Origin of the sequence: Flagellimonas pelagia (genome assembly GCF_003584135.1) — a bacterium.
Taxonomy (GTDB): Bacteria; Bacteroidota; Bacteroidia; order Flavobacteriales; family Flavobacteriaceae; genus Flagellimonas; species Flagellimonas pelagia.
This window is the reverse complement of the sequence record NZ_QXFI01000009.1, coordinates 259,819-280,479: the sequence shown is the minus strand read 5'-3', so window position 1 is coordinate 280,479 and position 20,661 is coordinate 259,819. Positions and strand designations below refer to the sequence as shown.

Below are 20,661 nucleotides of genomic sequence, written 5' to 3'. Positions count from 1 at the left end.
CTACTAAGATGTTAGGTTCAACGCAAGCGATCAACAGATTTTACAAGATCTTCATCCTTTTTGATAGCCCTGTTGGCCAGGACCAGAAAAACGATAGAAAATACAGGAATCAGCATCCCAATACCCTTCTCCGAAACCACAGTTTCTCCGGATAGACTTAGCGATCGATAAACGAAAAATCCTAGTAAAAAAAGGTTCAATATCATATTCAATCTGTTCATCACAAATTGATTTTGTCTGTTCTTGTACATCAAAATCGATGCTACCGCCAACACCGCCGAAACATAAAAAACGATGCTCACCATCACTTCATCTTGGGCATACACCTCTTTGCCCCCTACCTCGACCCAAAGATTCAGAAAGAATGGCAGCACGCCCACTAACAGGGCCACAACCAGCAAAAAAAACGTCTGAATTCGTTGAATCATTGTGTAAATCGATTTCAAAACGCAAAAATAGGCGTCTTTTTGATAATTGTAGCGTTATTCTTCAAAAATTATTCGTATTATTGTCTCGTTATTAGCAAAGCACCTACCTAGGAAAACTTTCCTCCAGTAGCATCCAAATAACTTTTTACTTCAATATTCAGAATTACACAAGTTTAACTTATTCTTTACTTAATGTTCGAGATTTCCGATCTAAAAGCTAAAAAGCTTCCTGAGTTGCAAGAAATTGCTAAGGATCTTAATGTTCCCAAATTCAAAACCCTTAAAAAACTGGACTTGGTGTACCAAATCCTAGATGTACAGGCTTCCAACCCAAAGGCCGTTGCCGAAACCGTTACCACTACCGATACAAAGACAGAGTCCAAGCCCAAACGCGCCAGAACAGCACGACCAAAACCCAATGTTGCGAAAACCAACACCGAAGATTCTCCCGAAAGGAAACCGGTAGCTGAAACCGCCGATAAAAAAGAGGAGGTTAAGGAACACCCTCCCAAAAAGGACAACAAACCAGCTGGCCCGCAAAAGAACCAAAACAATAACAGGAGGACGAACCAAAATCAGAATCCAAACCAAAATCAGAACAACCAAAAGAGCAGTCATCACGACAAGAAGAACAGCAATTTTGACAAAGACCTGAAAAATAGGTACAAAGAGCCAGAGTTTGAGTTCGACAGTATTATTGAAAGTGAAGGTGTCCTGGACATCATGCAGGATGGATATGGGTTCCTAAGGTCTTCCGACTATAACTATCTTTCATCTCCTGACGATATTTATGTATCACAATCCCAAATCAGGTTGTTCGGACTAAAATCCGGGGATACCATCTTGGGGAACATAAGACCTCCGAAAGAAGGAGAAAAATATTTCCCGCTGATCAAGGTGAACAAGATCAACGGCATGGACCCGCAAGTGGTCAGGGATAGGGTTTCCTTTGAGCATTTGACCCCCTTGTTCCCTAAGGAAAAATTCAAATTAGCGGAAAAACAGAGTACCATTTCCACAAGAATCATGGATTTGTTCTCCCCAATCGGCAAAGGACAACGGGGTATGATCGTTTCCCAGCCCAAGACCGGTAAGACCATGTTGTTAAAAGACATTGCCAACGCCATTGCAGCCAACCACCCAGAGGTTTACCAAATCATTCTTTTGATTGATGAAAGACCCGAAGAGGTTACCGATATGCAACGTAACGTACGCGGTGAAGTGGTTGCTTCCACATTTGACAAGGAGGCTTCTGAACACGTAAGGGTGGCCAACATTGTTTTGGACAAGGCCAAAAGATTGGTAGAGTGTGGTCATGACGTGGTAATCCTATTGGATTCCATTACACGTTTAGCGCGTGCCTATAATACGGTACAGCCTGCTTCCGGTAAGGTATTGAGTGGTGGTGTGGATGCCAACGCATTGCACAAACCCAAACGCTTCTTTGGTGCCGCAAGAAACATTGAAAATGGTGGATCTCTTTCCATTATTGCCACGGCACTTACGGAAACCGGCTCCAAAATGGACGAGGTGATCTTTGAGGAATTCAAGGGTACAGGTAACATGGAGCTTCAGTTGGATCGTAGAATCTCCAACCGTAGAATATTCCCTGCCATCGACCTTATTTCCTCTTCAACACGAAGGGATGATCTTCTCTTGGATGAAAACACCATTCAACGTATGTGGATCTTGCGTAAGTACTTGGCCGATATGAACCCTGTGGAGGCCATGGAGTTTATGGAACAACGCATCAAACAGACCCGAAACAATGAAGAATTTTTACTCACGATGAACGAGTAATCAAAATACTGAAAATCAATTATTTAAAAACCCTTCAAAATATCTTGAGGGGTTTTTTATTGACCCGTTTTAAAGAAAAGACATATCTTTAAAATAGTTTCCTCAAAACTGAACTTTAAAATACTTATACAATGAAAAACAACAGAAAAGTTGCTATTGCTTTTTTAGGCACCGTCTTGCTTTTTATGGGTGCATGTCAACAAGGCCCAAAAAAAGATGAACCAAAGGATTCCGAACCACCACAAGAGGAAAAAATCTCTCCGCCCGAGGGCATTATTTCTCTTGAAGAATCCAAATCCCTCTATGACAATTATACTCGAAACAGGGTAGGCATGATCGAGAAGTATGAGATGGAACAGTATCCCGATGAAAAGTATGTTCCCTCTCGGTTTACTTCATTTACCTATGAAGACATTAAACAATATATGGCCTATATTGAGCAAGAGGCAAAAGGAGCTAATGTTGAAATTTCCTCGCTACGCTTTTATTTTGCCAACTATCCAAACAATGAACATTTTCCCGATGGGAAAAAAATTGTGCATCCCAGACAGAATTCCATATTTATTGTTCCTGCCATAATGGTTGATGGTGAAGAACACGGATTTTATATTGGCGCTGATGGACAGGCAAAACTAATCAAGAATGCTGTTGGCACTAAAGGAATGGGTCACAATTCAAATGCGGGAGAAAAATCCTATGCCAGTTTTGCCCCTACTCTATTTCAAAGTGGAGACAAAAGCTTGGATTTGAACCATGGCAACTCAAGTCCTCCTCCATACACAGATTTTTAATCCATTATGACAATAGGAGAATTTCTTAAGCTTCTTTGGGATCAATTTTTTGTATTGCTATATCTAATCACCTGGATAGTTTCAGTATTGAGATATAAGCGATTTTTTGATACCCCATTGAAATATTTTCCTATGCTCATCATGTATACTTTTTTTACAGAGGTTCTGGGGTATTTTATTAAGAACTATGAGGAGTTCCAATTTTTTTCGGATGAGAGATATGCAATAGATAATCTAATTATCTACAATATATATCAACTAATATTTTTTCTTTTTTTCTTTGACGTGTACCGTAAGATCTTCAAAGAAGATAAAGACAAGAAATTGTTCTCCTATGCATCCATCGTATGTGTGATCCTGTATGTAGCCAATGCTATATACTCCAACCCATTACATAGTCAGATGACATATGCTCATATTTTAGGGTCTTTACTAATGGTTTCAATTTTGGTATCCTATCTAATAAAGACCTGTTCAACAGCAAATATATATCCCTTAAGACAAAATTTATTGTTTTGGGTAAGTATTGGACTTTTAACCTTTTACATTCCATTCCCTATAATCCTTACTTTGTATAAACTCAAGGTTGGTATTGGGACTCTGGTCTACTTAAGACCTATTTTAGTCTCATCCATTGCTCTAATGTATGGTTTGATAATAATTGGACTACTTATAGGGAAGCGAAAGGCTTTTCGATAACCAAAACAGGCTTATAAAATATAACGCCCCTCGGGTTTGGGGGCGTTTTTATTGTGTACATTTAGGCCTCTAACAAAGCCAACGTAGAACCGCTGCCACGAACCACAATGGAGGAGTTATATAAATTCATTACAGAACAATACTTCTTGCCTTTTTATCTTATTGTCTGGCTTGTGGCCGTTGCCCGTTACCGTACTTTTTTTGATACACCCCTGAAATACTACCCTATTTATCTCATGTACACCTTTTTAACAGAGCTATTGGGGTATCTCGTAAAATACACTGACGAGTTTCAATTCTTTTCGGAGAAAAAATACGATTGGCATAACGTAATCATATTCAACATTTATTCCGTGATCGCTTTCTCGTTCTTCTTTTATATCTACTGGAAGGTGCTAAAAAGCAGAAAGCACAAGAAAAGGGTAGTTTATGGTGCTATCATCAGTATGTTGTCTTATATGGCCAGTCTCTTCTTCCAAGACCCGTTGCATATGAACCTATACTATGCCGATCTGATAGCCTCTATGATCTTGTTGTTTGATATAAGCCTCTATATTAAGGAGAAAAAGAGCGAGGAAGGCGCCTACCCCGTAAAGCACAACCTGATGTTCTGGACCACCTTGGGATTGGCCGTTTTCCATGCCATATTCCCCTATCTGTTCTTGATAGCGTACGAAGCACCTGAAGTATGGGCCCAATACCAATTGCGGGAAGTATTGAAGGTATTGATTGTATTCATGTACGGTACCTTCATGATCGGGGCCCTCTTGGGAAAACGGAACGCATTCCGATAATTTAACTTTGGATAATAAAAAAAACGCCCCCAATATGGAGGCGTTCTTAATATTGTATTCGCATAGGTTTACATAGCAGCAACCTTGCTCATCAATTTGCTCTTAAGGTTTGCAGCCTTATTGCTATGGATAATGTTGCGCTTGGCCAACTTATCGATCATACCAACTACAGTGGGCAACAAAGCCTCAGCAGATTTTTTGTCTTCCTCGTTACGTAATTTTTTGATGGCATTACGCACAGTTTTGTGCTGATATCTGTTACGCAAACGTACCGCTTCGTTTCTTCTGATTCTCTTTAATGCTGACTTATGGTTTGCCATTATCTTAATTTAATACTTTCTTATTCCTTTTTGTAGCCCGTAGGGGAATCGAACCCCTGTTACCAGGATGAAAACCTGGCGTCCTAACCCCTAGACGAACGGGCCGTTATATTTTAACAAGGAAGGTAAACCCTTCCAAAAACACCATGTTCATTGAACTTTGTAGCCCGTAGGGGAATCGAACCCCTGTTACCAGGATGAAAACCTGGCGTCCTAACCCCTAGACGAACGGGCCATGGTTGCACAATTGCGGATGCAAAAATACAACTATTTTTAAGTCTTGCAACAGTAATATTTATTTTTTACAACCTAATTAGTAGGCCTTTGCAAAGAGTACCCTTTGTGTTGATGGTTTGCCCGTCACAATGCAGGTGCCCTCTTCCACTTCGGCCTTCAAAGGAATACAACGGATGGTGGCCTTGGTCTCTTCCTTGATCTTATCCTCGGTCTCTGCCGTTCCATCCCAATGAGCAGATACAAAACCTCCTTTTTCCTCGATCACTTTCTTGAACTCTTCATAGGAATCAACTTGGGTAATATGCTCCGCTCTGTAGTCAAACGCTTTTTGGTAGATGTTCCTTTGGATGTCCTCTAGCAATGTTTCCACCTTGGCCACAATTTCACTGGCGTTTACCGATTCCTTTTGAAGGGTATCCCTTCGGGCCACCTCATAGGTTCCGTTCTCTAGGTCACGCTGGCCAATGGCCAAACGTACAGGCACCCCTTTCAATTCATATTCATTGAACTTGAAACCAGGTTTGTGGGTATCTCTATTATCGTATTTCACTGAAATTCCCTTAGCACGAAGTTCCTTCACCAATGGCTCCACTTTTTCCGAAATGGCATCCAATTGATCAAGACCTTTATAAATGGGCACGATTACTACTTGAATGGGCGCCAATTTTGGAGGCAGCACCAATCCGTTGTCATCACTGTGCGTCATCACCAAAGCACCCATCAATCGGGTGGAAACTCCCCATGATGTGGCCCAAACATATTCTTGTTGACCTTCCTTATTGGCAAACTTCACATCGAATGCCTTGGCAAAATTCTGTCCCAAAAAGTGCGAGGTACCTGCTTGAAGCGCTTTTCCATCCTGCATCAAGGCCTCGATACAATAGGTCTCTTCGGCCCCAGCAAAGCGCTCACTTTCCGTTTTTGTTCCCTTGATAACGGGCACTCCCATATAATCTTCCACAAACTCGGCATACACATGCATCATCTGTTCGGCTTCTTCTACGGCTTCTTCCCTAGTAGCATGAGCGGTATGGCCTTCTTGCCATAAAAACTCGGCAGTTCGAAGAAAAAGACGGGTACGCATTTCCCAGCGCACCACATTGGCCCATTGGTTGATTTTTAAAGGAAGGTCACGGTAGGATTGAATCCATTTTCGGTAGGTATCCCAAATGATGGTTTCCGAAGTCGGCCTTACAATAAGCTCTTCTTCCAATTTGGCATCTTCATCCACAACAATCCCACTGCCATCTTCGGCATTTTTCAGTCGATAATGTGTCACAACGGCGCATTCCTTGGCAAAACCTTCTACATGACTGGCCTCTTTACTTAAATAGGATTTTGGGATGAACAAGGGAAAATAGGCATTCTCATGACCTGTTTCCTTGAACATTTTATCCAGCTGCGCCTGCATCTTTTCCCATATGGCATAGCCATAGGGCTTTATCACCATACAACCCCTAACCCCTGAATTTTCAGCTAGATCCGATTTTACAACAAGTTCATTATACCACTTGGAATAATCTTCTGCTCGACTCGTTAAATTTTTACCCATCTATTGTAGTTTGGCACAAAACTTGTGAATTCTTTAATAAAATAATTCGGTAAAACTAATTATTTTTAGTATGTTCAACAATAAAAATTGCGCCATGTTAAAGTCTTTACCCCACAGCAAAATCAAAATTTTTGCCACACCCGTTGTAGCCACTCTTTTGTTGGCTTCGTGCGGTACATACCAACAGTCTTCCTATTATGACGATGGCATCTATTCCAGTGGCAACCGAGTTGTCCAAGTTGAGAAAAGAAATCCCGAAGCTGTTCGGTACGAACAGCAGGAAAACAATATGTATGGAGATTATTTCGGCGAAAAGGCAAATCAGTACGGTGAGATTCTGGACAGTGAGATTTTTACCGACGTCGACAGCTATTCCAGTAACATGGCCAACGACTCAATACCCATGGGCAATGAAAACGATTACTTCGCCTACGATGACGAGTTCAACACCTATAATGGCAATCCAGGTTGGGGAGACAACCCGACCAGCCTAAGCATCAATGTTTATGATAACAGTTGGGGCTGGGCCGGTTACTATGGTTGGGGCTACCCCTATTACAACTGGTCCTATGGATGGTACAACCCCTACTACTCTTGGGGATGGTACAACCCATGGCGATACAACCGTTGGGGATGGGCCGGATACTACGGTTGGGGCTACCCTTACTACGGATGGGGATATGCCGGTTATTATGGCTGGGGCGGCTATTACGGTTATTGGAACCGACCCTACTATTACAACAACAGATACTACGGCAGAAATTATGCCTACATGTCCGGAAGAAGAGGCTATTCCAACAACTACAGTACTGGATTGGCCTCCAGAAGCAATCGCAACTCCAGTGCGTATAGAACCAATAGTGGACGCTCCAATGCAACAGTGGCCCGAAATAATATGGCCAATAGAAGCGCTAGAACCTATAGAAGTAGCTCCACTGTCAGAAGGTCCGTAAGCGCAGATGCCGTGGCCAGGAACCAAAACTACCGAACCAGCAGGAGTACCCGTACTACCCCAAGTTACAGTGGCACTTCAAGAACGTATCGTTCCTATGGAACTTCGCCTTCAACCAGAAGTAGTGGAACCTACAACAGGAGTAGTTCGACAACCAGAAGCTATTCATCACCAAGCTATAGTTCCGGCAGGAGTACAAGGAGTTACCAATCCTCTGGAAGGGCCGCCCCAAGGACCAGCAACTATAGTCGATCTTCAAGCAGTTCCAGAAGTTCAGGAACCTTCAGGAGCAGTGGAAGCAGTTCAAGGAGCTCGGGTAGTTATAGGAGCTCCGGTGGAAGTAGCTCAAGAAGCTCTGGCGGAGCTAGTAGATCTTCAGGGTCATCCAGATCTGGTAGGGGAGGTAGACCATAATTCCCAATAACATATCGCAAAATCTAAATCAAAGGAAATGAAAAGAATCTCAACTTTCATAATGGTATTGGCATGTGCCTTTGCAAGTGCGCAAACCATTGATGACGTGTTGCGCTATAGCACCGAAAATATGCAGGGAACCGCAAGGTTTCAGGCCATGGGTGGCGCATTTGGAGCCTTGGGCGGTGATTTTTCGGCCCTTAATGTGAACCCGGCCGGGTCGGCAGTCTTCAACTTTAGCGAAATAGGGGTCACTGGCTCCAATTACCATAGGAACAACGATGCCACCTTCGGTAACAGCATCAGTAACAATACCGACAATTCCCTAGAATTGAACCAAGTGGGTGGTGTGTTCGTATTCAAATCGAACAACAGCCCTTGGAAAAAAATCGCCTTGGCCTTCAATTACGATATGGTCCAGAATTTTGACAACGAGTTCTATGCCAGGGGCAATACCCAAGTCGGTATCGACAACTACTTTCTGAACTTTGCACAAGGACAGGAATTAGGGCCCCTTCGCGTACAACAGGGGGAATACATTGAGGAAGCGTATTTGGATATCGGTTCCAGTTTGGGATATGCCGCCCAGCAAGCTTTTTTAGGCTTTCAGGCAGGGATCATTGAACCCACCGCGGATGATGATGCCAACACCTCCTACTTCTCCAATGCCGAATATGGCAGTGTGAACCAACAATATTTGCAGAATACCAGTGGATATAATAGCAAGTTTACTCTAAACTTCGCCAGCCAGTATCAAGACGACCTATATATTGGGGCCAACTTGAACTTCCACAACGTGGTGTATGACCGAATCACCTATTTGGATGAGGACGGATATGATCAGGCCTCCCCTATCCAATTCACCTCTTTTGACAATCTATTGCACACCGAAGGTTATGGTTTTTCTTTCAGTTTGGGGGCCATCGCCAAATTGAACGAGAGTATCCGCGTAGGTGGTAGCTATCAGTCTCCAACATGGTACACTTTAACGGACGACACCTCACAACGTATCAACTCCACTTTAGCGGTTTCCGACATCGACTATATCAACTTTGGGATCGTGAACCTGTATGATGAATACCGCATCAAAACTCCCGAGAAGTTTACGGGAAGCCTTGCTATGGTGTTTGGTCAGGATGGGCTCATCAGTTTTGACTATAGTTACCAAGATATGTCCAAGGCCGAGCTAAGACCAACCTCCGACCCCAATTTTTCATCGGAAAATGCTTATATATCCAATGTCCTTGGCGCTGTGAATTCCTATCGTGTAGGTGGCGAGTATAGAATTGATGAGGTAAGCTTAAGGGCCGGTTACCGGTTTGAGAGCAGTCCTTATGAAAATGGTGACCTTGTGGGCGACCTCAACGGATTTTCGGCAGGTATAGGCCATAATTTTGGGGGAAGCCGTTTGGATTTGGCCTTTAGCAGAACGGAGCAGGATGTAAACTCCTATTTCTTTGATGCTGGTATCGACAATGCTGCCATGGTCAACCAAATCAATACGAATATATCACTTGGTTACAGTGTGAAGTTTTAAAATAACACAAATTGAAAAATTGAAGGCTGGAAGAAATTCCGGCCTTTTTTTATCGCACCAAGGAGAAGTGTCTGCGCACCTGTGTGGCCACGAGCACCCCTTCATCATCACGGTCGTAATCCAAACGGAACCAATAATCGGAAGAAGGCATTTCCCTACCATTGAAAGTACCGTCCCATCCAAAATTAAGGTCCAATTGTTTCAACAGCTTTCCGTAACGATCAAAAATAAAGACGATGGGGTTGCTGAGTTGTTCCACTCCATACACATTCCAATTGTCATGGACCCCATCACCATTGGGCGTGAAAAATTTGGGATATCCCACGATCAAAAACTCTATAGGTTCCGAGGTTCCACAGCCATTTTTATCATTGATGATCACTGTATTCAAACCTGGGGGCACATCATAGAATATTGGGTCGTCCTGAAATTCACCACCGTTAATGGCATATTCATAATCCCCGTCTCCATCCGGAATAAACTCCACATTATAGGGATCGGTCTGATTGCTGTTCACAAAATCATCGAGCACATTGACCGATAGGTTGGGAATGCCATAGAACGTAATCAAAATGTCGTCCGTTATCGTATTTCCAAAAGTGGATTCTATGGTTACGCGATATCGACCTGAATTAGGGCTTGAAACCGTCAACTCGGTTTGACCGGCACCCGTTGCTAAAACTGTTTCATAGGTTCCGTCATCATCCGCGTCATATTCCCAAGTAATGTTAGAAATATTGGGGCCCACAGGAGAGTTCAATGCGGACAAGGTAATATCCGGGTCGCCTTCACAGGCCACAATGTCCAATCCCAAAAACTCATCGCGAAGGGTACAATCCAAGGCCGTGTTCTGATCATCATCCACAGAACTACCGGTAAAGGTTAAAATGAAGGACTCAGGATCCTCATCAAAATTGGTGTTGTAATTGTTGATATAGAGATAGTAGATTTCTCCCGCGGTCACATCCAACCATTCATCATAAGTGTTCTGGCTACTCTTCACAAAAGGTGCACCTTCCCTACCATCAACAGGGTTTACGCCGATTCCGGTGAAACCTGTATCATTATATTCGTAGTTGCATCGAATGGGTTGGGAAGTTCCATCACCAATGATAGTACAATAATTCTGTCCTGTGGTTTCATCGTAGGGGCCGTAAAGGGCAAAATCCCACTCGGCAGTAATGGTCCCCCCAGGGGTAACGGGAAGCGCCTCGATATCAAAACCAATCTGGCCATCCGTTCCGGCCCTGAACACAAACCAACCCGTATTGTTCTCGATATTAGCTGAACTCACGCTTCCTTTTTCCAAACATCCAGTCTGGGTAATCACTTCGGGATCAAAATCGTCAATATCGCCGCTACCATCGGTAACGCCCATAATGGGAGCATCCGCACAAACAGGAATGGCCGTTCTACAATCTGGGGAGTTCTGCGCGCTCGCTGTAATGAAGGTCAAAAAGAAAACACAGATAGCGCTAAATAGGGCTCTCATAGAATTTTGGGGCTAAAAAGGTTATCCTACATAACCTCTATAACTCTACAAATGATGCGTTTAGTATACCTTCATCGAAAAAATATGCGGTTAATCGATGAAATGCACCAAACCTACCTTCTCAAGGAAAAATGACTTTGGAGATACTTGGCATAGGTACGGTTCCCATCCTCGCCGATATAGGACAGTTTGAACCAATAATCCGTGGAAGGTAATGGCTTTCCATTGAAACTGCCATCCCACCCTGGATCAAACTCATTCATCTGTTTGATGAGTTTTCCATAACGGTCATAAATGGTAACAATGGGCGAATTCAAGGTAGAAAGACCCTCAATCTGCCAGGTTTCGTTGAGCACATCACCATTGGGCGAAAAAATGGAAAGGAAACCTACAACGACAATCTCATCCTCCACTTCGCCACAACCGTACAAATCCCGCATATAGACTTTATGGATGCCCGGGGCAACACCCTCGAACACATTACTGGTCTGATAATCCCCATCACCCAAGCGAAATTCATATTCACCAAGGGCATCCGTATTGATCGTGACCGTATTGTTGGCGCTCATATCCTCAATATCGATACCGGAGATAACAGGCATTGTAGAAATAGAGACCGTTATTGTTTTACTGGCATCACAAACAGTTCCGTTGGATGTGTTGGTCACGGTCAAGATATATTCCCCTTCTTGGGACACCACAATATTTGGGGTTTGCTCCCCAGTGCTCCACAAGTAAGTGTAATTGGAATCCGGGTACATTTCCCCAATCGTAACACTCCCGACCGCTTCACAGATAACCGCTTGGTCATCAAAGGTCAACTCTGGGGTTTCCACAGCATTCAACACAAAACTTTCAGAAGCATCGAAACATTTGGGATTGGCCAATGAGGTGGTCCTCACATAAATGGTTTCCTGCCCTGGGTTTATCAAATATGACCTTTCCAGCGGATTGATGCCGGATATGGCATCGGTTTGTGAATGGTGGTAGCTCACCATAAATTCAGAAGGATCTTGTCCACCAAGCGCCTCTGAGTCCTTCGTTTCCAAATCAAAGAGGATACCCGAGGTTTGGCAAAAAGATTCATCCGTTAGGGTTCCTGTAGTGGGAACGGCATTAAAGCCAACCTGGACATCACTGATGATGTTGCCACTTCCCGTAACCACAACGACCCTATATTGTCCGGAATCCTGCACCTGATAATTGGCAGCCGAGGCCCCGGAAATCTGTTGGTAGCCATTTCCATGATTCACATACCAAGCATAGGAAGTGGCCCCAGAAGTGGTAGCGTCCAAGATAACGGTTTCATTTTCGCAGGCCGCCACCGGAGGCCCCAAAAGGTTGCTCACAATGGAGCAATCCAAGGCATCATAGGGGTGGCTTGCCCAAATATTGCCGGTAAACTGTATGGAAAAACCAGAGTTTACATTACTAAAATTATTAATGAACAGGTAATAGTCCTCGCCTGCTTGTACTTGTAACCAATCCTCATAATGCACGGAATCCGCATTACCCGTTGGATCTTCCCCTACCCCAATAAAACTGACTCCCTCGCTGTTATCGAAGAAATTGCAACGGATGGGATCCCCCAAAGTACTGCAATCGGAAGCCTTGTACAGGGCAAAATCCCAATCCTCGTTATTGTTATGCCCAATATTGAATCCCAACTGTCCCGCGGCCGCTGTCCTGAATCGGTACCAAGCCGAATTGGATTCTATAGATCCCGAAACGGTTTGCTCCAAACATCCTGTGGTTGCCTCACCATAAAAATCATCAATACCATAGCCATTGGTACCCCCATTGATGGGCGTATTGTTACAAATGGGCACGGCATCGGTACAATCCTGCGCAACCTGGGATTGCACAAATTGACAAATGAGTAAGAAGAATAAGGTCTTTACGACTGACTTTACCATAAAAGACTGTAGGTTTGGGCATTATAAAAGTATTGCAGGATATAGGTTAACAATAATTTATGTTGTCAAACAACGGATAGCAGATGTTAAATCATTCATTAGTGTTATCTTTGCTGTCTTGAAGAAACAGCTATGAAACTAGAGCGGGCTTTGGAAGAACAATATGAGGAAAGAGGCAACGATCACGTTGGCTCTTCAACGGAAACACCGATGAGGGAAGATGCTTTTGTATTGAGCGATGAGGAAAAAATCGAGCGCATTCAAAAAAGTGTCCGGGAGATTATGCTGACCTTGGGTTTGGACCTTGATGATGACAGTTTGAAAGGCACCCCAAAAAGGGTTGCCAAAATGTATGTAAAGGAAATTTTCGGTGGGCTTCATCCAGACCGTAGACCTACATCATCCACCTTTGAGAACAAGTACAAGTATGGCGAAATGTTGGTGGAAAAAAACATTGTTCTATATTCCACTTGCGAACACCACCTGTTGCCCATCGTGGGCCGGGCACACATTGCCTATATCTCCAACGGTACCGTGGTCGGACTTTCCAAAATGAACCGTATCGTGGATTATTATGCCAAACGTCCACAAGTTCAGGAACGTTTGAACATCCAAATTGTAAAGGAAATGCAGAAGGTTTTGGGAACAGAGGATGTGGCTTGTGTCATCGATGCCAAACACCTTTGTGTAAACTCAAGGGGAATCCGCGATATAGATAGTAGCACAGTTACCGCAGAATACGGAGGCAAGTTCAAGGATGAGGCCGTACGCAGGGAATTTTTGGATTACATCAACCTAGAAACCGAATTTTAAACCCTAAAGTTTAAATGCAACTTTATAAGGACCAACCATTACGTATCCATAATTCACTTACTGGAAAAAAAGAACTATTTGAACCCATCAATGAAGGCTACGTGGGCATGTACGTTTGTGGCCCAACCGTGTATAGCAACGTGCATTTGGGGAATTGCCGTACGTTCATGTCCTTTGATATGATCTTTAGGTATTTCAGGCATTTGGGATACAAGGTCCGCTATGTGCGTAACATTACTGATGCCGGACACTTGGAGAACGATGCTGACGAAGGCGAGGATAAAATTGCAAAGAAGGCCAAATTGGAGCAAATTGAGCCCATGGAAGTGGTACAACGCTATACCGTGGATTTTCACAATACACTGCAACAGTTCAACCTGTTGCCCCCAAGTATTGAGCCCACGGCAACAGGCCATATTATCGAGCAAATCGAGATCATCAAGGAAATCCTTGAAAAAGGATATGCCTACGAAGCAAACGGTTCTGTTTATTTTGATGTGGTCAAATTCAACAAAGACCATGAATATGGCAAATTGAGCGGTAGAAAGTTGGAGGATATGATCGCCAACACCCGTGAACTTACCGCCCAGGACGAAAAACGAAACCCGCAGGATTTTGCCCTTTGGAAAAAAGCCGAGCCACAACATATCATGAGGTGGCCTTCCCCTTGGGGTGATGGTTTCCCAGGCTGGCATTTGGAGTGCACGGCCATGAGCACCAAATATCTGGGAGAAACTTTTGATATTCATGGTGGTGGAATGGACTTGAAATTCCCGCACCACGAATGCGAGATTGCCCAAGCGGAAGCCAGTACGGGTAAATCACCAGTAAAATATTGGATGCATGCCAACATGCTGACTCTCAACGGGAAGAAAATGTCCAAATCTACGGGCAACAACATTTATCCATCAGAGATCTTTAGTGGTGAAAATACCATCTTGAGCAAGATCTATTCCCCTGCAGTGGTCCGATTTTTTATGATGCAGGCCCATTATACCAGCATTCTGGATTTGAGTGACGAGGCATTACAAGCTTCGGAGAAAGGGTACAATCGTTTGATGGAAGCTATTGGTAATCTAGAAAACTTGAAAACGGGAGCTACATCGGATTTTGATGTGGAGGTATGGAAGCAAAAGTGCTACGATGCCATGAACGACGATTTCAACACGCCGATCCTCATTGCTCACCTGTTCGATGCCGTGAAACACATCAACCTGATCAAGGAAGACCAAGAAACCATCACCGAAGGTGACAAAGTGCTTTTGGAAACTACTTTGAAGGCCTTTGTGCATGATGTACTAGGTGTGGAAAACCAAGCTTTGGCCCAGGATGATTCCAATGCCCTCACCGGGGTTATGGACCTTTTGATCCAAATTAGGAATCAGGCTCGTGCGAATAAAGATTTTGCTACTTCGGATAAGATTCGTGATGAGTTAGGGGCTTTGGGTATTCAATTAAAGGATGGCAAGGACGGCACAACGTTCACCCTCAATTGATGTCAATGTAGAGTACCGTCCATGAATTTGGATTGGTATTCCCCCGGTGATACATTTATTTTCCTTTTGAACAATCGGTTGAAATACGAACGGTTTTCAAAACCGCATTCCAAGTAAATTTCCTTGATTTTTCGAGTGGGGTCTTTCAATAATTTAATGGCCAATTTGATACGTTCGCTGTTGATATAGTCAATGGGCGTAATCCCCAATTCTTCTTTAAAGGTCTTATGAAAGTGGGACTCGCTCATGCAGGCCTTTTTGCTCAGGTCACTTACCGAAATGGGTTCATGTAAATGTGCTCCTATGTATTCGATTACATAGGCCAACCTATTATGGGACCCCAACTTGGAAGCATTTTCCATGTAGGTCTCCCTTGCATTTCCTTGCAGGATACGAATGATGAGTTCCTGAAGCATATTGTCCACAAAAAAGTCCTTGGAAGGATGGTTTTCCGTGAAGAGATATAACAACCGTTGAATGATACCATAAATACTGGCATCATTGGTAAAGTGGTAGTTGTAGTCTATCAAAGTCCATTCTGAACCATCATGCTTGGGCATTTCCTCGTTCATCAAATTGATGACCTTATTGATCTTTTCATCGGAAATGGCCATAGCCAGACACCGTGTGGGATTATCTTGGTTCGCTTCCGGAAAATCTATGCACATAACTTCGTTGGAAGGCAATATCAAGGATTCTCCCGGTAAAAAATCAAAAGCTTTTTTATCCCGAAGATGCATCACTTTTTTACCAATGAGCATGGAAGCCAGCACGGGCTGGTCAAACTGCAGCATCACGCGTTCCGCTTGAAGATGGGTCTCGAACACGTGCATGGCCGCATTGTTCAAGGTGTATGAAGTTTGGTTTTCCACCAAATGTTCAAGCTTGCGTTCCTTAAAAAACTTATCTGAAAGCTGCATACAAAATATTTACTCCTTAATATATTATATAAATCATTATTAAATATAAAAATTATCTTATCGAATATTGTTAAAAATATAAAAACAAAGAGGATTGGTCATATCAATAATAGAATACGTCAGATGTACGGGGTACAAAATCAATACTTTTAAAATCAGTCAGTTGGACCTACACGGTCCATCACATAAAAATTAACGTTAACAACTAAAAGTACGTATTATGAGCAATGTGCAAACCACGGAACGTAGTGTCTTGGACAAACCCAAGTTCAAAGACCAGTATGAAAATTACATTGGAGGGAAATGGACCCCACCCATCAAAGGAGAATATTTTGATAACATATCTCCCGTAGACGGCAACGCCTTCACCAAGATTGCCCGATCCACCTCGGAAGATATCGACAAGGCCATTGACGCAGCTTGGGCCGCTGCGCCACAATGGAACAACTCTTCGGCCACCTACAGGAGCAATTTGTTGCTCAAGATCGCCGATCGTATGGAACAAAATCTTGAAGTGTTGGCCCGTGCCGAAACTTGGGATAACGGTAAGCCCATCCGCGAGACACGTGCTGCCGACCTTCCATTGGCCATAGATCATTTTAGGTATTTTGCCGGGGTTATCCGTGCCGAAGAAGGTTCGGTAAGCGAATTGGATTCAAATACGGTTTCTATGAACGTGTTGGAACCTCTTGGTGTGGTCGGTCAGATCATTCCATGGAACTTCCCATTGTTGATGGCCGCATGGAAAATTGCCCCTGCCCTGGCCGCAGGAAACTGTGTGGTTTTGAAACCTGCAGAGCAAACCCCAGTGGGTATTTTGGTATTGATGGAATTGATCGAGGACATCCTTCCTGCAGGCGTACTTAACGTAGTGAACGGATTCGGTCTGGAAGCCGGAAAACCATTGGCCTCCAGCCCAAGGATCAACAAAATAGCTTTTACCGGGGAAACCACCACAGGACAGTTGATCATGCAATATGCATCCAAAAACATCATCCCTGTTACCTTGGAGTTGGGTGGCAAATCGCCCAACATCTTCTTTGAAAGCGTCATGGATGCCGATGATGAATTCTTCGACAAGTGTTTGGAAGGTGCTGTGATGTTTGCCTTAAACCAAGGTGAAGTATGCACATGCCCTTCAAGGATCTTGGTACAGGAAAGCATTTACGACAAGTTCATGGAGCGCGTGGTGGAACGCACCAAAGCCGTGAAATTGGGTCATCCCCTTGATCCAAACACCATGATGGGTGCACAGGCTTCTAACGACCAGTATGAAAAAATCCTGAACTACATCCAAATAGGGAAAGAGGAAGGATGCAAGGTACTTGCCGGAGGTGAGGCAGCTTACAACGAAGGCTTGGAAGGCGGATATTACATTCAGCCCACTATTTTGGAGGGAAACAACAAAATGCGCGTGTTCCAAGAAGAGATTTTTGGTCCCGTGGTTTGTGTGACTACCTTTAAAGACGAAGCCGAAGCCTTGGAAATAGCCAATGATACCCTTTATGGTCTTGGCGCCGGGGTTTGGACACGAGACATGCACCAAGCGTATAAGATTTCAAGACAGGTACAGGCCGGTAGGGTTTGGGTGAACTGCTATCACGCCTATCCTGCCCATGCACCGTTCGGTGGTTACAAAAAGTCAGGTATTGGCAGGGAAACCCACAAAATGATGCTCAATCACTACAGACAGACCAAGAACATGCTGATTTCTTACGACAAGAACAAGTTGGGCTTTTTCTAAAAACAAGCATATGACAGAACGTGTATTGATAACGGACCGGGCCACAAAGATTATCGACCAATTGAGGGAAAAACATGGCGAGCTCATGTTCCATCAAAGTGGCGGGTGTTGTGATGGCTCATCGCCCATGTGTTTTCCGAAGGGAGAATTGATGCTCAACGAAACGGATGTGAAATTGGGCACCATTCATGGCTGTAATTTTTACATGAGCAAAGATCAGTTCGAATATTGGAAACACACCCAACTTACCGTGGACATCACTACGGGAAGAGGTTCCAGTTTCAGTCTGGAGATTCCTTTGGGATTGCGTTTTGTCATCAAGTCACGATTGTTTACGGATGAGGAGCGGGAACATCTCGAACCCGTGGAGTATGCATCCGAAGAAGCATAGATTTAGCCCCGACTTTGTCGGGGCTTTTTTTTACCTTGTATCCTCTTACCGAGTTTTTCATGAAGAAAATTTTGATAGCGCCGTTCATTCTATTGGTCAAATTCTACCAATACCTTATTTCGCCCATGTTTCCTGCAACGTGTCGCTACACCCCTACCTGTTCGCAATACACATTAGAAGCCTTAAAAAAACATGGATTGTTCAAAGGGGGTTGGTTGTCCATCAAGCGGATAGCAAGCTGTAATCCATGGGGAGGTAGCGGTTATGATCCTGTTCCATAAACCCAAGGTACCAGAATGGTTATATTTAGGTAACCCTAGCCAAAAATTCCTTAATCGCACCCATCAACCATACAAAGTAGTTATATTAGTCCAAAATTTATTTAGATGTATTTCCTTGGATTTGATTGGAACCCCGAAGGAACCCTTTTTAAGCTGGGTTTCATACAAATAAAGTATTACAATCTGCTCTGGATCGCGGCCTTTGTGGCGGGTTGGTTCATCATGAAGAAAATCTTCCAGAACGAAAAGAAATCCATGGAAAAGCTGGATTCCCTTTTCATCTACACGGTGGTTTCCATCATGTTGGGCGCTCGTTTGGGCCATGTTTTCTTCTATGATTGGGAGTATTACCAAAACCATTTGGTGGAAATATTGCTTCCCATCCGTGAAAGTGCCAACGGTAATCTCTTTGGAATCATCAACGGATATGAGTTTACCGGATTTACCGGATTGGCCAGCCATGGGGCCACCATTGCTGCCATTATCGGGATGTGGCTGTATTGCAGAAAATGGAAGGATATTAAAATGCTCTGGTTATTAGATCGATTGGTAATCCCATCGGCCATAGGCGCCTGTTTTGTGCGATTGGGCAATTTTTTCAATTCGGAAATCAACGGGAAAGTTGTGGACAAATCCTATTTTTTGGCCACACGTTTTATCCGCGACTCGGACGACATGCCTGCCTACAAGGCCATGGCATTGACCAAGGAACAAACTGAAAATGCTGCGTATAAGGCCATTCAGCACAACCCTGAATTTTCCAATATACTGGAATCCATCCCCTATCGCCATCCCGCACAATTGTACGAGGCTATCTGTTATGTCTTTGTTTTTATCATCCTGTACCAACTATACTGGAAAACCAATAAAAAGGACAAACCGGGATACCTTTTCGGATTGTTCATGGCCCTGTTGTTTATCGTCCGTTTTGTGGTGGAATTCTTCAAGAAAAGCCAAGGTGGTTTTGAAGATTCCTTGGGAGATGTGCTCACCACGGGACAATGGCTCAGCATTCCAATGATCATTATCGGCTTGTACTTCATGTTCAGGCCGACCCTTGAAAAAGAATAGATATGTTTGTTTTAAAAAGATTGCTATTGGTCTGCCTATTGGTCCTAGCTTCTTGCAAGACCGATTCCAAAAAGGAAATCAAAACCGATACCATTGCGTTTACCAAAGAAGGAAACCTATCCATTTGGAAAATGCAATCCGACTCCACTAAGGTTGATTTGGACATTGAAATTTCCGAAACCGAATACGAAACCCAGACCGGGCTGATGTACCGTCCCTCCATGGAGAAAAGTCAGGGCATGCTTTTTATTTTTCCGAACGTGGGCGCACGTTCCTTTTATATGAAGAATACCGAGTTCCCATTGGACATCATCTATATTGGCGAAAACCAAAAAATTGTAAGCTTTCAGAAGAACGCGAAGCCTTATGATGAAACCAGTCTACCATCAGATTTGCCAGCCAAATATGTATTGGAAATCAATGCAGGGCTCTCGGACCAATGGGGCCTTCAAGTAGGCGACAGCATTTCCTACACCCGAAACTAATGCCCAAATACCTACTGGAAAACGAATCTACTGACCGACTACTTTTTAGAAGGTTACGGGAGTCGGATTTCAACGATTGGCTTCCCTTTTATTTCAATCCCCGATCCACTCAATTTTGGGAAGGATTGCCAACCGATCCCATGGAAGCTTGTCAAACACAATTTGATCGTATTTTTGAACGGTATGAAAAGGATTTAGGCGGCATGAATGCGCTCATCCAAAAAGAATCAGGAAAACTGGTGGGCATTTGTGGTCTTTTGGTTCAAGAGGTTGACAACATCCAAGAACTGGAAATAGGCTATTCCATTCTTCCCGAATTTTGGCTACAGGGATTTGCTTTTGAGGCAGCCCAAAAATGCAAGGAATTTGCATTCCAGAACCATTTTTCGGATTCGCTGATCTCCATCATCCACATAAACAATATTCCTTCACAAAAAGTGGCCTTCAAAAACGGAATGTTTTTGGATAAAACCACGGCCTACAAGGACAATCCGGTCCATATTTTTCGGGTAAACCAAGGATAATCGT

Annotated in this window: 19 protein-coding genes and 2 tRNA genes; 13 read left to right on the top strand and 8 right to left on the bottom strand. The window is 43.6% G+C overall.

Going from position 1 to position 20,661, the window contains the following annotated elements; all coding sequences use genetic code 11:
• Positions 1 to 17: 17 nt before the first annotated feature.
• Complete coding sequence (locus D2V05_RS03060; RefSeq protein WP_119646088.1) at positions 18 to 428, bottom strand: DUF4293 domain-containing protein; 411 nt, start codon at positions 426 to 428, stop codon at positions 18 to 20.
• Positions 429 to 620: 192 nt separating this feature from the next.
• Here D2V05_RS03060 and rho point away from each other — a divergent pair, with 192 nt between their 5' ends.
• The 3 genes from rho to D2V05_RS03040 all read left to right on the top strand — a co-directional run bounded on the left by rho (position 621) and on the right by D2V05_RS03040 (position 4,512).
• A complete protein-coding gene (rho, locus tag D2V05_RS03055) occupies positions 621 to 2,228 on the top strand; it encodes a transcription termination factor Rho (RefSeq protein WP_119646087.1) in 1,608 nt (535 codons plus the stop codon).
• A 131-nt stretch (positions 2,229 to 2,359) separates the two neighbouring features.
• The gene (locus tag D2V05_RS03050; protein WP_119646086.1) at positions 2,360 to 3,019 is read left to right on the top strand and encodes a hypothetical protein; all 660 of its coding nucleotides are present in this window, start codon (positions 2,360 to 2,362) and stop codon (positions 3,017 to 3,019) included.
• Positions 3,020 to 3,825: 806 nt separating this feature from the next.
• Entirely contained in the window at positions 3,826 to 4,512 is a 687-nt protein-coding gene (locus D2V05_RS03040) for a hypothetical protein (RefSeq protein ID WP_147378211.1), read from the top strand.
• 68 nt (positions 4,513 to 4,580) lie between these two features.
• Here the strand turns inward: D2V05_RS03040 and rpsT are convergent, their stop codons facing one another.
• The 4 genes from rpsT to proS all read right to left on the bottom strand — a co-directional run bounded on the left by rpsT (position 4,581) and on the right by proS (position 6,621).
• The gene (gene rpsT / locus D2V05_RS03035) at positions 4,581 to 4,832 is read right to left on the bottom strand and encodes a 30S ribosomal protein S20 (RefSeq protein ID WP_119639568.1); all 252 of its coding nucleotides are present in this window, start codon (positions 4,830 to 4,832) and stop codon (positions 4,581 to 4,583) included.
• Positions 4,833 to 4,865: 33 nt separating this feature from the next.
• Positions 4,866 to 4,937, bottom strand: a tRNA-Glu gene (locus tag D2V05_RS03030).
• Positions 4,938 to 4,995: 58 nt separating this feature from the next.
• A tRNA-Glu gene (locus D2V05_RS03025) sits at positions 4,996 to 5,067 on the bottom strand.
• Positions 5,068 to 5,145: 78 nt separating this feature from the next.
• Positions 5,146 to 6,621, bottom strand: coding sequence for a proline--tRNA ligase (gene proS / locus D2V05_RS03020; RefSeq protein WP_119646083.1), 1,476 nt, complete (start codon positions 6,619 to 6,621; stop codon positions 5,146 to 5,148).
• Positions 6,622 to 6,715: 94 nt separating this feature from the next.
• Between proS and D2V05_RS03015 the strand changes: the two genes are divergently transcribed.
• Both D2V05_RS03015 and D2V05_RS03010 read left to right on the top strand, forming a co-directional pair.
• A complete protein-coding gene (locus tag D2V05_RS03015; protein WP_183114773.1) occupies positions 6,716 to 7,987 on the top strand; it encodes a hypothetical protein in 1,272 nt (423 codons plus the stop codon).
• A gap of 37 nt (positions 7,988 to 8,024) precedes the next feature.
• Positions 8,025 to 9,524, top strand: a complete 1,500-nt coding sequence (locus D2V05_RS03010; protein ID WP_119646082.1) for an OmpP1/FadL family transporter — start codon at positions 8,025 to 8,027, stop codon at positions 9,522 to 9,524.
• Positions 9,525 to 9,573: 49 nt separating this feature from the next.
• Here D2V05_RS03010 and D2V05_RS03005 read toward each other — a convergent pair whose 3' ends face one another.
• Positions 9,574 to 11,016, bottom strand: a complete 1,443-nt coding sequence (locus D2V05_RS03005) for a T9SS type B sorting domain-containing protein (protein ID WP_119646081.1) — start codon at positions 11,014 to 11,016, stop codon at positions 9,574 to 9,576.
• 113 nt (positions 11,017 to 11,129) lie between these two features.
• Complete coding sequence (locus D2V05_RS03000) at positions 11,130 to 12,932, bottom strand: T9SS type B sorting domain-containing protein (protein ID WP_119646080.1); 1,803 nt, start codon at positions 12,930 to 12,932, stop codon at positions 11,130 to 11,132.
• 132 nt (positions 12,933 to 13,064) lie between these two features.
• On the opposite strand from D2V05_RS03000, the gene folE reads away from it, so the two are divergent.
• Together folE and cysS are read left to right on the top strand one after the other, a co-directional pair.
• Complete coding sequence (gene folE / locus D2V05_RS02995) at positions 13,065 to 13,745, top strand: GTP cyclohydrolase I FolE (protein ID WP_119639551.1); 681 nt, start codon at positions 13,065 to 13,067, stop codon at positions 13,743 to 13,745.
• Positions 13,746 to 13,759: 14 nt separating this feature from the next.
• Entirely contained in the window at positions 13,760 to 15,241 is a 1,482-nt protein-coding gene (gene cysS, locus D2V05_RS02990) for a cysteine--tRNA ligase (RefSeq protein WP_119646079.1), read from the top strand.
• A gap of 2 nt (positions 15,242 to 15,243) precedes the next feature.
• On the opposite strand, the gene D2V05_RS02985 is transcribed toward cysS, so the two are convergent.
• Positions 15,244 to 16,161, bottom strand: coding sequence for an AraC family transcriptional regulator (locus D2V05_RS02985; RefSeq protein ID WP_119646078.1), 918 nt, complete (start codon positions 16,159 to 16,161; stop codon positions 15,244 to 15,246).
• Between the two features lie 220 nt (positions 16,162 to 16,381).
• On the opposite strand from D2V05_RS02985, the gene exaC reads away from it, so the two are divergent.
• From exaC to D2V05_RS02955, 6 genes are all read left to right on the top strand, one after another.
• The gene (exaC, locus tag D2V05_RS02980) at positions 16,382 to 17,905 is read left to right on the top strand and encodes an acetaldehyde dehydrogenase ExaC (protein WP_119646077.1); all 1,524 of its coding nucleotides are present in this window, start codon (positions 16,382 to 16,384) and stop codon (positions 17,903 to 17,905) included.
• Between the two features lie 10 nt (positions 17,906 to 17,915).
• On the top strand, positions 17,916 to 18,296 hold the full coding sequence (locus D2V05_RS02975; RefSeq protein WP_119646076.1) for a DUF779 domain-containing protein: 381 nt from the start codon (positions 17,916 to 17,918) through the stop codon (positions 18,294 to 18,296).
• 59 nt (positions 18,297 to 18,355) lie between these two features.
• Positions 18,356 to 18,577 (top strand): membrane protein insertion efficiency factor YidD, encoded by a 222-nt coding sequence (yidD, locus tag D2V05_RS02970; protein ID WP_119639540.1) that lies wholly within the window; start codon positions 18,356 to 18,358, stop codon positions 18,575 to 18,577.
• Between the two features lie 105 nt (positions 18,578 to 18,682).
• Positions 18,683 to 19,648, top strand: coding sequence for a prolipoprotein diacylglyceryl transferase (gene lgt, locus D2V05_RS02965; protein ID WP_119646075.1), 966 nt, complete (start codon positions 18,683 to 18,685; stop codon positions 19,646 to 19,648).
• Positions 19,649 to 19,650: 2 nt separating this feature from the next.
• Complete coding sequence (locus tag D2V05_RS02960) at positions 19,651 to 20,133, top strand: DUF192 domain-containing protein (protein WP_119646074.1); 483 nt, start codon at positions 19,651 to 19,653, stop codon at positions 20,131 to 20,133.
• A complete protein-coding gene (locus tag D2V05_RS02955; RefSeq protein ID WP_119646073.1) occupies positions 20,133 to 20,657 on the top strand; it encodes a GNAT family N-acetyltransferase in 525 nt (174 codons plus the stop codon). The genes D2V05_RS02960 and D2V05_RS02955 overlap by 1 nt, the downstream gene beginning before the upstream one ends.
• Positions 20,658 to 20,661 lie beyond the last annotated feature (4 nt).